Source organism: Nocardioides halotolerans DSM 19273, from assembly GCF_000422805.1.
In the GTDB taxonomy this organism is placed as follows: domain Bacteria; phylum Actinomycetota; class Actinomycetes; order Propionibacteriales; family Nocardioidaceae; genus Nocardioides; species Nocardioides halotolerans.
In genome coordinates this window covers 474,213-486,927 of record NZ_KE383922.1, presented here as the reverse complement: position 1 = coordinate 486,927, position 12,715 = coordinate 474,213, and the positions used below count along the sequence as shown (strand labels likewise).

Annotated in this window: 15 protein-coding genes; 9 read left to right on the top strand and 6 right to left on the bottom strand. The window is 72.7% G+C overall.

The window, feature by feature from the left end; all coding sequences use genetic code 11:
• The first annotated feature begins 1 nt into the window (after position 1).
• Entirely contained in the window at positions 2-574 is a 573-nt protein-coding gene (locus tag G514_RS0112955) for a YdeI/OmpD-associated family protein (RefSeq protein WP_028652088.1), read from the top strand.
• Here the strand turns inward: G514_RS0112955 and G514_RS0112950 are convergent.
• Complete coding sequence (locus G514_RS0112950) at positions 571-1,011, bottom strand: MarR family winged helix-turn-helix transcriptional regulator (RefSeq protein WP_028652087.1); 441 nt, start codon at positions 1,009-1,011, stop codon at positions 571-573. The two genes, G514_RS0112955 and G514_RS0112950, sit on opposite strands and share 4 nt — an antisense overlap.
• 87 nt (positions 1,012-1,098) lie before the next feature.
• Here G514_RS0112950 and G514_RS0112945 point away from each other — a divergent pair, with 87 nt between their 5' ends.
• A complete protein-coding gene (locus G514_RS0112945; protein ID WP_051247425.1) occupies positions 1,099-2,907 on the top strand; it encodes an ABC transporter ATP-binding protein in 1,809 nt (602 codons plus the stop codon).
• Positions 2,908-3,199: 292 nt separating this feature from the next.
• Here G514_RS0112945 and G514_RS0112940 read toward each other — a convergent pair whose 3' ends face one another.
• On the bottom strand, positions 3,200-4,069 hold the full coding sequence (locus G514_RS0112940) for an LLM class F420-dependent oxidoreductase (RefSeq protein WP_028652085.1): 870 nt from the start codon (positions 4,067-4,069) through the stop codon (positions 3,200-3,202).
• Between the two features lie 32 nt (positions 4,070-4,101).
• On the opposite strand from G514_RS0112940, the gene G514_RS0112935 reads away from it, so the two are divergent.
• The 4 genes from G514_RS0112935 (at position 4,102) to G514_RS0112920 (ending at position 7,307) form a co-directional block, all read left to right on the top strand.
• Positions 4,102-4,590 (top strand): hypothetical protein, encoded by a 489-nt coding sequence (locus G514_RS0112935; protein WP_051247424.1) that lies wholly within the window; start codon positions 4,102-4,104, stop codon positions 4,588-4,590.
• A 126-nt stretch (positions 4,591-4,716) separates the two neighbouring features.
• Positions 4,717-5,856 (top strand): zinc-dependent alcohol dehydrogenase, encoded by a 1,140-nt coding sequence (locus G514_RS0112930; RefSeq protein WP_028652083.1) that lies wholly within the window; start codon positions 4,717-4,719, stop codon positions 5,854-5,856.
• 10 nt (positions 5,857-5,866) lie between these two features.
• Positions 5,867-6,472: a hypothetical protein gene (locus tag G514_RS0112925; protein WP_051247423.1), complete on the top strand. Its 606-nt coding sequence runs from the start codon at positions 5,867-5,869 to the stop codon at positions 6,470-6,472.
• A 10-nt stretch (positions 6,473-6,482) separates the two neighbouring features.
• The gene (locus G514_RS0112920) at positions 6,483-7,307 is read left to right on the top strand and encodes an MBL fold metallo-hydrolase (RefSeq protein ID WP_028652081.1); all 825 of its coding nucleotides are present in this window, start codon (positions 6,483-6,485) and stop codon (positions 7,305-7,307) included.
• Between the two features lie 53 nt (positions 7,308-7,360).
• Here the strand turns inward: G514_RS0112920 and G514_RS0112915 are convergent, their stop codons facing one another.
• Positions 7,361-8,140, bottom strand: coding sequence for a pentapeptide repeat-containing protein (locus G514_RS0112915; RefSeq protein ID WP_028652080.1), 780 nt, complete (start codon positions 8,138-8,140; stop codon positions 7,361-7,363).
• 24 nt (positions 8,141-8,164) lie between these two features.
• Between G514_RS0112915 and G514_RS0112910 the strand changes: the two genes are divergently transcribed.
• Genes G514_RS0112910 through G514_RS0112900 form a run of 3 tightly spaced genes read left to right on the top strand, consistent with a single transcriptional unit; the run spans position 8,165 to position 10,826 of the window.
• Positions 8,165-9,007, top strand: coding sequence for an aldo/keto reductase (locus G514_RS0112910; RefSeq protein WP_028652079.1), 843 nt, complete (start codon positions 8,165-8,167; stop codon positions 9,005-9,007).
• Positions 9,004-10,071, top strand: a complete 1,068-nt coding sequence (locus tag G514_RS0112905; protein ID WP_028652078.1) for an alanine racemase — start codon at positions 9,004-9,006, stop codon at positions 10,069-10,071. The genes G514_RS0112910 and G514_RS0112905 overlap by 4 nt, the downstream gene beginning before the upstream one ends.
• A gap of 23 nt (positions 10,072-10,094) precedes the next feature.
• Positions 10,095-10,826 carry a peptidylprolyl isomerase gene (locus tag G514_RS0112900; RefSeq protein WP_028652077.1) on the top strand — a complete coding sequence of 244 codons (732 nt, stop codon included), beginning with the start codon at positions 10,095-10,097 and terminating at the stop codon, positions 10,824-10,826.
• Positions 10,827-10,941: 115 nt separating this feature from the next.
• Here G514_RS0112900 and G514_RS0112895 read toward each other — a convergent pair whose 3' ends face one another.
• The 3 genes from G514_RS0112895 to G514_RS30315 form a co-directional block, all read right to left on the bottom strand.
• On the bottom strand, positions 10,942-11,817 hold the full coding sequence (locus tag G514_RS0112895) for an oxidoreductase (RefSeq protein WP_028652076.1): 876 nt from the start codon (positions 11,815-11,817) through the stop codon (positions 10,942-10,944).
• Positions 11,814-12,314, bottom strand: coding sequence for an OsmC family protein (locus G514_RS0112890; protein ID WP_028652075.1), 501 nt, complete (start codon positions 12,312-12,314; stop codon positions 11,814-11,816). Before G514_RS0112890 ends, G514_RS0112895 begins: the two co-directional genes overlap by 4 nt.
• A gap of 214 nt (positions 12,315-12,528) precedes the next feature.
• Positions 12,529-12,666, bottom strand: a complete 138-nt coding sequence (locus tag G514_RS30315; protein ID WP_157544776.1) for a hypothetical protein — start codon at positions 12,664-12,666, stop codon at positions 12,529-12,531.
• Positions 12,667-12,715 lie beyond the last annotated feature (49 nt).

Sequence of the window (12,715 nt, the reverse complement as noted above, 5' to 3'; positions counted from 1 at the left end):
CATGACCAAGGTGCCCGGCGAGGACGGCGCGGAGGTGCTGCCGTTCCGCGACGCGGCCGCGTTCGACGCGTGGCTCGCCGAGCACCACGGCCACGACGCGGGCGTCTGGCTCAAGCTGGCGAAGGCGTCGTCGGGCATCGCGTCGATGAGCAGCGACGAGGCCGTTGACGTCGGTCTGTGCTGGGGCTGGATCTCGGGGCAGCGGCGGGGTCTCGACGACCAGTGGTACCTCCAGAAGTACGTGCCGCGCCGGCCCGGCAGCCGGTGGTCGCAGGTCAACGTGCGCAAGGTCACCGAGCTCACCGAAGCCGGCCGGATGCGCGCGCCCGGCCTCGCCGAGGTCGAGGCGGCCCGCGCCGACGGGCGGTGGGACGCGGCGTACGTCTCGCAGAAGGAGTTCACCGTCCCCGACGACCTCCGCGCGGCGCTCGACGCCGCCCCAGCCGCCGCCGCGGCGTACGACGCCCTGAGCCGCACCGAGCGGTACGCCGTCGTCCTCGACCTCGTGACCGCCCGCGACCCGCAGACGCGGCGCGCCCGGGTCGAGCGCGCCGTGCGCCGGCTCCGCGCCTAGGACCTGCCTGAGGGGTCCTGGTCCTGCAGCCTGCGGAGGATCCGCGCGAGGTGGTCGCGGTCGGTCTGGCTGAGCCGGTCGAAGATCCGCTCCGACTCCACTCCCCTGGTCCGGCGCACCTGCTCGGCCAGCGCGTGCCCGCGGTCGGTCAGCGAGACGACGACCGCCCGACGGTCGTCCGGGTCGGGCGAGCGCGCGACCAGGCCCTTCTCCTCGAGCGCGTCGACGACCTCCGTGGCCGACCTCGGCGCGATCTTGAGGTGCTCGGCGAGCTCCTTCGACCGCACTCCCCCGTGGGCGGCCAGCACCCGGATCGCCCGCACCTGCGAGGGCGTCACGTCGTGCTGCGCCAGGGCGGCCATCGACGCGACGCGCAGCCGGCGGGCGACGGCTCCGAATGCCTCCCCGAGGGAGTCGCCCGGCTCCACGTCGCTCACGGGAACACGATAGCAAGGTTTGGTGTTGTAACCTCATGATGAGGTAACCTCAGTATTAGCCTCCCGCACTCTTCCGAGGAGGTCCGCATGGACTCCACCACCGCTCCCGCACCCGGCCGGGGCCGCTTCCGCGTGCCCGACCGGCCCTCCGCCGCCGAGAGGCAGCAGGCGCGCGAGGTCTCGTTGCGCCGGATCGCGCGGCTATTCGCGCCGTACCGCTGGTCGGTCGCCACCGTCGTCGCGATCATCGTCGCCTCGTCGGTGGTCGGCCTGGCCTCGCCGTTCCTGCTCCGCGGGGTCATCGACGTCGCGCTCCCCAGCCAGGACCTACACCTGCTCGTGCTCCTGACCACCGGCATGGTCGCCATCGCGGCGGTGACCTCGGTGCTCGGCGTCTTCCAGACCTGGATCAACACCCAGATGGGCCAGCGCGTCATGCACGGCCTCCGCACCGACGTGTTCGCGCACCTGCAGCGCCAGTCGGTCGCCTTCTTCACCCGCACCCGCACCGGCGAGGTGCAGTCGCGGATCACCAACGACATCGGCGGCATGCAGAACGTCGTCACCTCGACGGCGACCTCGATCGCCTCCAACCTCACCACCACGGTCGCCACGGCGGTCGCGATGGCCGTGCTGTCCTGGCGGCTGGCGCTGATCTCGCTGGTCGTCATGCCGCCCGCCGTCTGGCTGAGCCGCCGGGTGGCGCGGATGCGCCGCGAGATCACCGCCGCGCAGCAGCGCGAGCTCGCCGACCTCAACGTCACCATCGAGGAGGGCCTGTCGATCAGCGGCATCCAGCTCGCGAAGTCGATGGGTGCCGGCCCCACGCTGGTGCGGCGCTTCACCGAGTCGTCCGCGCGGCTGATCGACCTCGAGCTGCGCTCGTCGCTGGCCGGCCGGTGGCGGATGGCGTCGATGAGCGTGCTGTTCGCGGCGATCCCGGCCGTCATCTACCTCTCGGCTGGTCTCCCGATGACGCGCGGCACGATGACGATCGGCACGCTGATCGCGTTCACCGCGCTCCAGGGCCAGCTGTTCCGGCCCCTGATGGGCCTGCTCAACACCGGCGTGCAGGTCGTCAGCTCGCTGGCGCTGTTCCAGCGCGTCTTCGAGTACCTCGACCTGCCCGTCGACATCGACGAGCCCGCTGACCCGGTCGACTTCGACCCCGCGTCGGTCCGGGGCCACGTGCGGTTCGAGGGCGTCGGGTTCTCCTACTCCGACGCCGAGACCCCGGCGCTGGCCGATGTCGATTTCGACGTGCCCGCCGGCACCACCCTGGCCCTGGTCGGCGAGACCGGCTCCGGCAAGACCACGCTGGGCTCGCTCGTCGCGCGGCTGCACGACCCGACCTCTGGCCGGGTCACCATCGACGGCGTCGACGTACGCCGGATCAGGCTGGCCGACCTCGCCGAGATCGTCGGCATCGTCAGCCAGGAGACCTACCTCCTGCACACCACGGTGCGCGAGAACCTCCGCTACGCCCGGCCCGACGCGACCGACGACGAGCTGGTCGCCGCGGCCCGTGCCGCGCGCATCCACGACCTGATCGCGTCGCTGCCCGACGGCTACGACACCGTCGTGGGCTCACGGGGCCACCGGTTCTCCGGCGGCGAGAAGCAGCGCATCGCCATCGCCCGCACGCTGCTGCGCAACCCGCGGGTGCTCGTGCTCGACGAGGCCACCTCTGCGCTCGACACCGAGACCGAGCGCGCCGTGCAGGAGGCCTTCGACACCCTGGCCGAGGGCCGCACCACGATCACCATCGCCCACCGGCTCTCGACGGTGCGCGACGCCGACCAGATCGTCGTCCTCGACCACGGCAGGGTGGTCGAGCGGGGCAATCACGAGACCCTGCTCGAGGAGGACGGGCGGTACGCCGCGCTGGCCGCCTGAGCCGCGCCCTGGCGTGGTGCGTGGGTACGGCGGGTGGCCGCGTCGCGGGACTGCACCGCATCGGGGCGGCCGGGCGGGTCGAATGCTGCACTGTCGAGCGGACGCCCGACCGCTCGGGGCGTGGAGGATTTGCACCGACTCTGAGACGCCTGGCGGCTCAGATGCGGTGCACTACGCCAGAGCCTTCTTCGACCGCGGGGACTGCACCGCATCGGGGCGTGAGGGCGTCCCCGATGCTGCACTGTCGGGAGGCGGGCCGAAAGCATCCGGGGTCGGCCCGGCACAAGTTCCGTCAGCCAAGGCCCGCGAGCCGCGGGACGACCCGCTGGCACATGCGCTCGGTCCAGGCGACGGGGTCGTCGCCGGCCGGGGTGACGGTGATCATCGAGATGCCCAGCGCGGCGTACTCCTCCATCGACGACACGAACGGGTCGGCGTCCTCCAGCGGGTCGACGCTCACGATCATGGTCTTCTCGATCGTGTCGTAGTCACGGCCGGCGCGGTCGCAGTGGCCGCGGAGCACGTCGAGCTTGTGCCGCACCTGGTCGGGCGGGCCGCCGAAGATGTTGCACGCGTCGGCGTGCTCGGCGACGAGCCGGAGCGTCTTCTTCTCACCGCTGCCGCCGACCATGATCGGCGGCGGCGACTGCACCGGCGGGGGCACGTTGACGGGCTCGGCCAGCCGGTAGTGGGTGCCGGCGTACGGCGTCGTGTCGCCCGACCACATCCGGCGCACGATCTGGAGCGTCTCCTCGAGCCGCTCGAACCGCTCGCTCATCGACGGGAAGGGCACGCCCAGCCCCTCGTGCTCGCGGTCGTACCACGCGGCGCCGATGCCGAGCATGGCCCGGCCGCCGGACAGCACGTCGAGGGTGGTGACGGTCTTGGCCAGCAGCCCCGGGTGCCGGTAGGTCACGCCGGTCACCAGCAGCCCGAGCCGGACCCGCTCGGTGACCGCCGCGAGGTAGCCGAGCGTCGTGTAGCCCTCGAGCATCGGCTCGGACGGCCCGCCCAGCACCTCCATCTGGAACCAGTGGTCCATCACCGTCAGCTGGGCGACCCCGCCCTGGTCCGCGACCCGCGCGGTCTCCGTGAGCCGGTCGGCGAGGCGGTGCTCCCAGTCGGGGTGGGTGAACTTCGCGTAGTGCACGCCGAGCCGCATGTGCCGAGGCTAGCGCTGGGTACCAGCGGGCCATGACCCACGCGGACCGTGCCGAGGAGCCCGAGAACAGCGAGCAGCTGGCCAAGCACCAGCGGCCCGACGGCGTCGCGGACGCCACGATCGAGGCGCTCGGCAAGCTGTCCGAGGCTCTCGAGGCGGCCGAGGTGTGCCGCGGCCACCTCTATGCGTTCCACCGGCGCTCCGGCACGGCCGACCTCACCCTCGGCGAGGCGGTGGAGCTGCTGCGCAAGGCCGGGCACGACGAGCTGGCCGAGCGGATCGACACCGAGCTGGTCGGCCGCAACGTGCTGCAGGGGCGCTGGACCTTCCAGATCGTCGAGGAGTACGACGACGAGTACTGGTCGAAGTTCCGCGACCTCGAGCGCGAGGCCCGCGAGCAGCTCGTCGGCGGCCGGCGGCACATCTACGAGGCGGAGATGAAGGAGCGCGAGCGGACCCGCGGCGAGCGTCGGCACACCGCCGTACCGGACGACTCGGGGCCCCAGGGCGACGGCGGCTGACCCCACGTCCCGCCCGTGTGCTGCCGGGCCGCGCTCACCCCACCGGGTGTGCGTGAGCCGGCGCAGCGGGGTTACCTCCGGGTCCTGAGCAGCTCGATCACAGCCGACGACCCAGGAGGGCGACGCATGCGCGCCATGGTGTACCGCGGGCCGTACCGGATCCGCGTCGAGGAGAAGGACCGCCCCCGCATCGAGCACCCCAACGACGCGATCGTGAAGGTGCAGCTCGCGGCGATCTGCGGGTCCGACCTGCACCTCTACCACGGGATGATGCCGGACACCCGGGTCGGCCACACGTTCGGCCACGAGTTCATCGGCATCGTCGACGAGGTCGGGTCGTCGGTGCAGAGCCTGCAGGTGGGCGACCGGGTGATGGTGCCGTTCAACGTGTTCTGCGGCTCCTGCTGGTTCTGCGCGCGCGGCCTCTGCCACAACGTGAACCCCAACGCCACCGCTGTGGGCGGGATCTACGGCTACTCCCACACCACGGGCGGCTACGACGGTGGCCAGGCGGAGTACGTGCGGGTGCCGTTCGCCGACGTCGGGCCCTCGCTGATCCCCGACTGGATGTCCGACGAGGATGCCGTGCTCTGCACCGACGCGCTGGCGACGGCGTACTTCGGCGCCCAGCTGGGCGAGATCGTCGAGGGCGACACCGTCGTGGTCTTCGGCGCGGGGCCGATCGGCATCTTCGCCGCCAAGTCGTCGTGGCTGATGGGTGCCGGGCGGGTGATCGTGGTCGACCACCTCGACCACCGGCTCGAGAAGGCGCGGACCTTCGCCCAGGCCGAGACGCTCAACTTCACCGAGTACGCCGACATCGTCGTGGAGATGAAGAAGCAGACCGACTACCTCGGCGCCGACGTCGCCATCGACGCGGTGGGCGCCGAGGCGGACGGCAACCTGCTGATGCACGTCACCTCCGCCAAGCTCAAGCTGCAGGGCGGCTCGCCGGTGGCGCTGAACTGGGCGATCGACAGCGTCCGCAAGGGCGGGACGATCTCGGTGATGGGCGCCTACGGCCCGCTCTTCAGCGCCGTGAAGTTCGGCGACGCGCTCAACAAGGGGCTGACCCTGCGGATGAACCAGTGCCCGGTGAAGCGGCAGTGGCCGCGGCTCTTCGAGCACATCCGCAACGGCTACCTCAAGCCCAGCGAGATCGTGACCCACCGGGTGCCGCTCGAGCACATCGGCGAGGCGTACCACATGTTCTCGGCCAAGCTCGACGGCTGCATCAAGCCGCTCATCGTCCCCGACGCCGCGTGAGGAGACCCCGATGACCCTCGACGAGCAGCTCGACCGGACGCCGGACGCCCAGGTGCCGACGTACACCCCCGCGGGTCCCCCGCGACCCTCCGCGGACGAGCTCCGGGCGCGGATCCCAGGGTGGGGCGTCGACCTCGACCCAGCGGACCGGCCCTCGGTGCCCAAGCTCCAGCTCGACCCCGGTCGCACCGGCGCGCACTGGGACTTCCCGGAGCGTCAGCAGGAGGAACCGCCGCGCGAGCGGTCGATCGAGCACCGGTTCCTCACGCCGGTGTTCGGGACCGCCCAGCCGACCAGAGGCCTCTCCGGCGCGATCAGGAAGCTCGCGTACGCCCGCTGGAGCGACGCGCAGACCGCGCACTGGCTGGCCCTGATCGCGGCCGACCGCGTCGACGTGGTCGAGGGCTTCGTGGGCTCGATCCTCTCCGGCCACCCCGACAACCTGCTGGCCGAGACCGGCATCCGCGCCGAGCTCACCGGCGACGGACTGCGCTCGCGGACGGGCGACGGCCGCACCGACTGGAAGCACCAGTGGATGGATCCGTTCGTCGTTGCCGCCCCCTGGGTGCTCGCCGGTGCCGGCGCCGTCGCGGCGGTCCGTCGCCTGCTGCGCTGAAGCGCGCGCGATGACGAAGCCCGAGAACACCTCGACCGACACGCTCACCTTCGTCGGGACGGCGACGACCGTGCTCCGGCTCGGGGAGTTCACCGTCCTGACCGACCCGAACTTCCTGCACCGCGGCCAGCGCGCCTACCTTGGCAAGGGGCTGTGGAGCCGCCGGCTTACCGAGCCGGCGCTGCAGCCCGCGGGCCTGCCGCCGCTCGACGCGGTGGTGCTCTCGCACCTGCACGGCGACCACTTCGACCGGATCGCGCGTCGCGACCTGGCCCGCGCCCAGCCGGTGCTGACCACTCCGGCCGCGGCCCGGCGGCTGCGGGACTGGGGCTTCGACACCCACGGGCTGCGCACGTGGGAGCGTGTCGAGCTGGCCAAGGGCCGCGAGACCCTGACGGTCGAGGCGCTGCCGGGCATCCACGCCCGCGGGCTGATGGGTGCGCTGCTGCCGCCGGTCATGGGCTCGCTGCTCGAGCACCGGGTCATGGGCCGGGTGCGCCGCCGGGTCTACCTCAGCGGGGACACGCTGACCGGCGACCAACTCACCGAGATCGCCGAGCGCCATCCCGACCTCCACACCGCGGTCGTGCACCTCGGCGGCACCCGCGTCCTGCTGCACACGGTGACGATGGACGCCGACCAGGGCGTCGACTTCCTCCGCCGGGCCCGCCCGCGCGTCGCCGTACCGGTCCACCACGACGACTACCGCGTGTTCCGCTCGCCCCTCTCGGCGTTCCTGGAGGCGGCCGCCCGCGCCGCCCTCCCCACCACCATCCGCCCCGTCGAACGCGGCCAGACCGTGTCGCTCGCCCCCGCCGCCGCTCCGGAGGGATAGTCCCAGACGTTTCGACCTCGGTTCCGCGCGATGGTTGTCGCGAACGTCTGGGACTATCCCACCAACCAGGCGACCGGCCGGCGCAGGTGAGCAGGCAGGACGGTGGTGGCGGAGCCGCGGGCGGAGTTGAGCTGGGGCTGGGTCACGAACAGCGCGGTCGAGAGGTCGGCGCCGGAGAGGTCGGTGTCGCGGAGGTCGGCACCGAGGAGGTCGGTGCGGTCGAGGACGACGTCGCGCAGGTCGGCGGCGATCAGCACGGCTCCGCGCAGGTCGGCGCGCGCCAGGTCGTGGGTGCGCAGGTCGTGGCCCACCAGGTCGTGCCCGGCGTACGACGCACCGTCGCCCCGGACCGAGCGGCTCACCTCGCGCAACACGCCGCCCACCGACGACGCCAGCTCGTCGAGGTCGGTGTCGAGGATGCTCGCGGGCGGCCCCGACGTGCGTCCGGCGACGGACTCCCGCAGCCGGGCGAGATCCGGCCCCGGCGCCAGGGAGGTCGCCTGGTCGAGCAGCACGAGCATCTCGTGCAGCCGCTGTACGACCGCGAACACCGCGAACATCTCCTCGCCGCCGTCCGCACTCCCCCGCCACGACGCGCCGCCGTAGACCACCTGGGTCACGTGCTGCCCCGCGCCGAAGCACTCGTAGGCCGTGCACCCGCCCATGCCGGCCTCCCGCAGAGACGCGTGGATCGAGCAGCCGTAGGAGCCGTCGAGGTGCCGGCACGGCTCACCGGCGTCCTTGGCGAAGGCGAAGCCGTGCGACGGTCGGAACGGCAGCGCCACGCAGCACAGACCCACGCAGCGCGCGCAGTCGGGCTCGAGAGTGGTCATCACCCACATGGATACCGTGGCGCCATGACCCTGGCGACCTCACCCCGCGAGCTCAACGACGGCACCACCATCCCCGCGGTCGGGTTCGGCACCGCAGGCCTGCGCGGGGACGATGCGGTCGAGGCGGTGACGGCGGCGCTCGAGAACGGCTACCGGCTCATCGACACGGCGGTCAACTACGGCAACGAGACCGAGGTCAGCGAGGCCATCCGCCGCTCGGGCGTGCCGCGCGAGGAGATCGTGGTGACCAGCAAGATCCCCGGCCGCCACCACGCCTACGACGACGCGATCGCGAGCACCCGGGAGTCGCTGGAGCGGCTCGGGCTCGAGCGGATCGACGTCCACCTCATCCACTGGCCGAACCCCTCGCAGCAGAAGTTCCACGAGACCTGGCGGGCACTGGTGCAGCTGCGCGACGACGGGCTGGTCCGCTCGCCGGGCGTCTCCAACTTCACCCAGGCCCACCTCGCCCGCGTCATCGACGACACCGGCGTGCGCCCCGTGATCAACCAGATCGAGCTGCACCCCTACTTCCCGCAGGAGGAGATGCGCCGGGTCGACGCCGACCTCGCGATCGTCACCGAGTCGTGGAGCCCGATGGGCAAGCGCCAGGCACCGTTCGCGGAGCCGGTGGTCAAGGCCGCGGCAGAGGCCCACGGCGTGACGCCGGGCCAGGTCGTGCTGCGCTGGCAGCTCCAGCTCGGCAACCTGCCGATCCCGCTCTCGCGCAACCCCGAGCGGCAGCGCGAGAACCTCGACCTCGACGGCTTCGAGCTGACCGCCGACGAGATGGCGGCGATCACCGGGCTGGCCCGACCCGACGGCAGGCTCTTCGGCGGCAACCCCGACACCCACGAGGAGATGTGACGGCGCCGCCACCCCCGACGCCGTACCTCCGCGTCGACCTCGACCGGCTCCGCCGCAACGTACGCCGCACCGCCGACTGGGCCGCGCAGCACGGCGTGGCCCTGCGCCCGCACGTCAAGACCCACAAGTCGCCGGAGATCGCCCGGCTCCAGCTCGCCGAGGGGGCGGCCGGCATCTCGGTGGCGACGCTCGGCGAGGCCGAGGTCTTCGTCCAGCACGGCTGCGACGACCTGTTCGTGGCCTACCCGGTCCATGTCGACGAACGGTCGGCCGAGCGGCTGCGCAGCCTGGCCGAGCGCGCCCGGGTCGCGATCGGTGTCGACTCGGTGGACGCCGCGGCGCGCGCCGGCCTGCACCTGGCGCCGTACGGCGTCGAGGTGCTCGTCGAGGTCGACAGCGGCCACCACCGGACCGGCTGCCCGCCCGAGGAGGCGGGCGCGGTCGCGGTCGCCGCCGCGCACGCGGGGCTGACGGTGCGGGGCGTCTTCACGTTCCCGGGGCACAGCTACGCACCCGACGGGGGTCGCGCGGCGGCCGCCGCCGGCGAGGCGCGCGCCCTGACCACGGCGCGTGCCGCCGTCGAGCAGGAGGGGCTCGAGGTCCCCGTCGTCAGCGGCGGCTCCACCCCGAGCCTTGCGGACCTCGACACCGGCGTGCTCACCGAGGCGCGGCCCGGCGTCTACGTCTTCGGCGACGCTCAGCAGTGGGAGCTCGGCGCGATGCCGCCGGAGTCGGTCGCGCTGACCTGCCGGGCCACGGTGGTCAGCCTGGCCGGCGGGCGGGTGGTGCTCGACGCGGGCAGCAAGGCGCTCGGGGCGGACCGCGCGGCGTACAGCACCGGCGCGGGACGCCTGCTCGACCACCCGGACGCGCGCATCGTCCAGCTCTCGGAGCACCACGCCGTCGTCGACCTCGCCGGCGCCCCCCTCCCCCGGCTCGGCGACCAGCTCGACGTGGTGCCGAACCACTGCTGCTCCGCGGTCAACCTCGCCGACGACCTGTGGGTCGAGGAGGACGACGCCCTGCGCCCGTGGCCGGTCGCCGCCCGGGGCCGCAACGGTTGAGCCCCGCCTCTACGCTGACCCGCATGTCGAAGCGCGTCATCCCGGTCCTCCTGCTGCTCGCGACCACCGCCCTGGCGGGCTGCGGCGACAGCAGCGACAGCGACGACACGGCCAAGGACACCTCGTCCGGCACGCCCACCGCGAGCAGCACGCCGACCGACGCGTCGAGCAGCCCGGCACCCGCGTCGGGCGTCACGTGCGACTACCCCGACGACCAGGTCCCGACGACGAAGCAGAACGAGAAGCCCCCGTCGACCCCGTCGGTCTCCGGGAAGGTGACGGCGACCGTCACGACCTCGCTCGGCGACCTGACCTTCACCCTCGACGCCGACCGGACGCCGTGCACGGTGAACTCCTTCGTGTCGCTGGCGCAGCAGAACTACTTCAACGGCACGCACTGCCACCGGCTCGTCACGCTCGAGACGGGCGGCATCGCGGTGCTGCAGTGCGGCGACCCGACGGCGACCGGGTCGGGCGGCCCGGGCTACGTGTTCGACGACGAGGTGGACGGCACCGAGACCTACACCGCCGGCGTCCTCGCCATGGCCAACCGCGGCCCGGACACCAACGGCTCGCAGTTCTTCATCGTCTTCGACGACTCGCCGCTCGACCCGGCGTACACCGTGTTCGGCCACGTCGACGACGCCGGCATCGCGGCCATCAAGGACCTCGCCGCCAAGGGCGTGAAGCAGACCGGCAACGGGATGACCGCGCCGGCCGAGGAGGTCGACATCGAGTCGGTGACGATCAAGTGAGCAGTCGACCGTGAGGAACGAACGGTCGACGTGGGTGAACGCAGGTTGAGCAAGCCCGCGGCTGAGGGACGAAGCCGTGACAGGCGGGTCGAAACCACCGCAGCCTGCGCCGGGACTACAACGCGAACGTGATCCCGCTCAGCCGCTCCGACTCGACCCACAGCGCCTTCGCCAGGTCGGGGTCGAGCGCTCGCTGGCTGCGGCCGACACCGGTCGGCCAGCCGTTCATCTCGTGGAGCCGGTGCGGGCCGACGTAGGTGTTGCCCGGCACGTCCATCGTGGCGGCGTACAACGTGGGCAGGGCACCCTGCCAGGGCTTCATGCCGACCAGCTTGATGCCGTGCCGGCCGACGAACGTCTTGAGCGGGCTGCCGGTCGAGCCGGTGATGCCGGTCGCGGTGGAGCCGGGGTGGGCGCCGGTCGCGCGCAGCGTCGAGCCCGCCGCGGTGAGCCGGCGCTGCAGCTCGGCCAGGAACAGCAAGTTGGCCAGCTTGGAGGCTGCGTACGCCGCGTAGGGCCGGTAGGTCCGCCGGGTCCAGTCGAGGTCGTCGAGGTCGAGGTCGCCGTGCCGGTGCGAGGGTGAGCCCACCACGACCACGCGGTCGGTGAGACGCGGGAGCAGGAGGTTGGCCAGCGCGAAGTGGCCGAGGTGGTTGGTCGCGAAGTGGAGCTCGACGCCGTCGGGCGAGCTGCCTCTAGGGAGCGCCAGGGCGCCGGCGTTGTTGACCAGCACGTCGACCGACTCCACCGTCTCGGCGAACGCGCGCACCGACGACAGGTCCGCGACATCGAGCAGCCCGACCTCGACCTCACCGCGCATCTGCTCGGCCGCGGCCCGGCCGCGGGCGAGGTCCCTCACCGCCAGGACGACGTGCGCGCCGCGTTCGGCGAGCGCCTTGGCGGTCTCGAGCCCGATGCCAGCGCTGGCTCCGGTCACGACGAACCGGCGGCCGTCCTGCCGGGGCACCTCCCGCCAGGGCGCGGCCGTCATCCGTCGGAGGGCTCGGTCTCGAGACCCGTGGGGTCGGCGCCGGGGCCGAGGACCGGCGCGAACGTCACCGGACCCTCGACGTACGAGACCGGCTCGCCGAGGGCGACCGTCCGCCCCACGGTGCACAGCCGGTCCTGGATCTGCTGCAGGGTGCGCGGCAGGACCTCGCGGGCCGCGTCGCCGCCCTCGCCCTCGGGGAACGTGACGTCGTAGGTCACCCGCAGCTGCACCAGGTGCGAGCCGTTCTCGTCGCGGACCTTGTGGCCCTCGGCGCGCGCCTTGAAGGTCTCGAACGGCGCCCGCTTGCCGGTGATCAGGTCGAGGTCGGCGGCACCGCACCCGACCAGCGCCGCAAGCAGGAGCTCCACCGGCGTGAAGTCGGGGTCCTCGCCCGGACCGATCGAGACGCCGCCGCCGCGGCTGTTGGTCGCCTTCCACCGATGCTCGCCGATCTGGTGGAGGTCGATGCTGCGGTGTGTCTCGGGTCCCAGCTCCATGGCGTCAGCCTGCCACCTCGCTCGCGGGAGGAGCGACACGCCCGGGCGCTTGAAACCATCCGGCGGCGCGACTTGTGTGGGTGGTGCGGGACCCTTCCCCCGCACACGACGGACCCCGAGCCTCAGGCTCGGGGTCCGTCGCTGGGCGGTCACCCGTGGGGAGCGCCGCCCCCGCCGACCGCTCGGGGGACGCGCGGCCGGCGGTGGTCTCGGGTCAGTGCTTGCGGTCCTCGAGGGCGCGGCGCAGGCGCCGCTCCAGGCGGGTGAGACCACTGTTCCGCGGCTGGGACCGGTGCACCCGGTCGGCACGCCCCTCGATGACGAGTTGGGACAGGTACAGCTGCGCGGACATGGTCTTCCTGCTCCTTGCGCCCCGGACGTCGGGGCCGTTGGTCGTAACT

What these genes read in the sequence shown, in the direction of transcription:
- G514_RS0112955 (WP_028652088.1), top strand. Translation starts at nt 2, where the DNA reads ATGACCAAGGTGCCCGGCGAGGACGGCGCGGAGGTGCTGCCGTTCCGC.
- G514_RS0112945 (WP_051247425.1), top strand. Translation starts at nt 1,099, where the DNA reads ATGGACTCCACCACCGCTCCCGCACCCGGCCGGGGCCGCTTCCGCGTG.
- G514_RS0112940 (WP_028652085.1), bottom strand. Translation starts at nt 4,069, where the DNA reads ATGCGGCTCGGCGTGCACTACGCGAAGTTCACCCACCCCGACTGGGAG.
- G514_RS0112935 (WP_051247424.1), top strand. Translation starts at nt 4,102, where the DNA reads ATGACCCACGCGGACCGTGCCGAGGAGCCCGAGAACAGCGAGCAGCTG.
- G514_RS0112930 (WP_028652083.1), top strand. Translation starts at nt 4,717, where the DNA reads ATGCGCGCCATGGTGTACCGCGGGCCGTACCGGATCCGCGTCGAGGAG.
- G514_RS0112925 (WP_051247423.1), top strand. Translation starts at nt 5,867, where the DNA reads ATGACCCTCGACGAGCAGCTCGACCGGACGCCGGACGCCCAGGTGCCG.
- G514_RS0112920 (WP_028652081.1), top strand. Translation starts at nt 6,483, where the DNA reads ATGACGAAGCCCGAGAACACCTCGACCGACACGCTCACCTTCGTCGGG.
- G514_RS0112915 (WP_028652080.1), bottom strand. Translation starts at nt 8,140, where the DNA reads ATGACCACTCTCGAGCCCGACTGCGCGCGCTGCGTGGGTCTGTGCTGC.
- G514_RS0112910 (WP_028652079.1), top strand. Translation starts at nt 8,165, where the DNA reads ATGACCCTGGCGACCTCACCCCGCGAGCTCAACGACGGCACCACCATC.
- G514_RS0112900 (WP_028652077.1), top strand. Translation starts at nt 10,095, where the DNA reads ATGTCGAAGCGCGTCATCCCGGTCCTCCTGCTGCTCGCGACCACCGCC.
- G514_RS0112895 (WP_028652076.1), bottom strand. Translation starts at nt 11,817, where the DNA reads ATGACGGCCGCGCCCTGGCGGGAGGTGCCCCGGCAGGACGGCCGCCGG.
- G514_RS0112890 (WP_028652075.1), bottom strand. Translation starts at nt 12,314, where the DNA reads ATGGAGCTGGGACCCGAGACACACCGCAGCATCGACCTCCACCAGATC.
- G514_RS30315 (WP_157544776.1), bottom strand. Translation starts at nt 12,666, where the DNA reads ATGTCCGCGCAGCTGTACCTGTCCCAACTCGTCATCGAGGGGCGTGCC.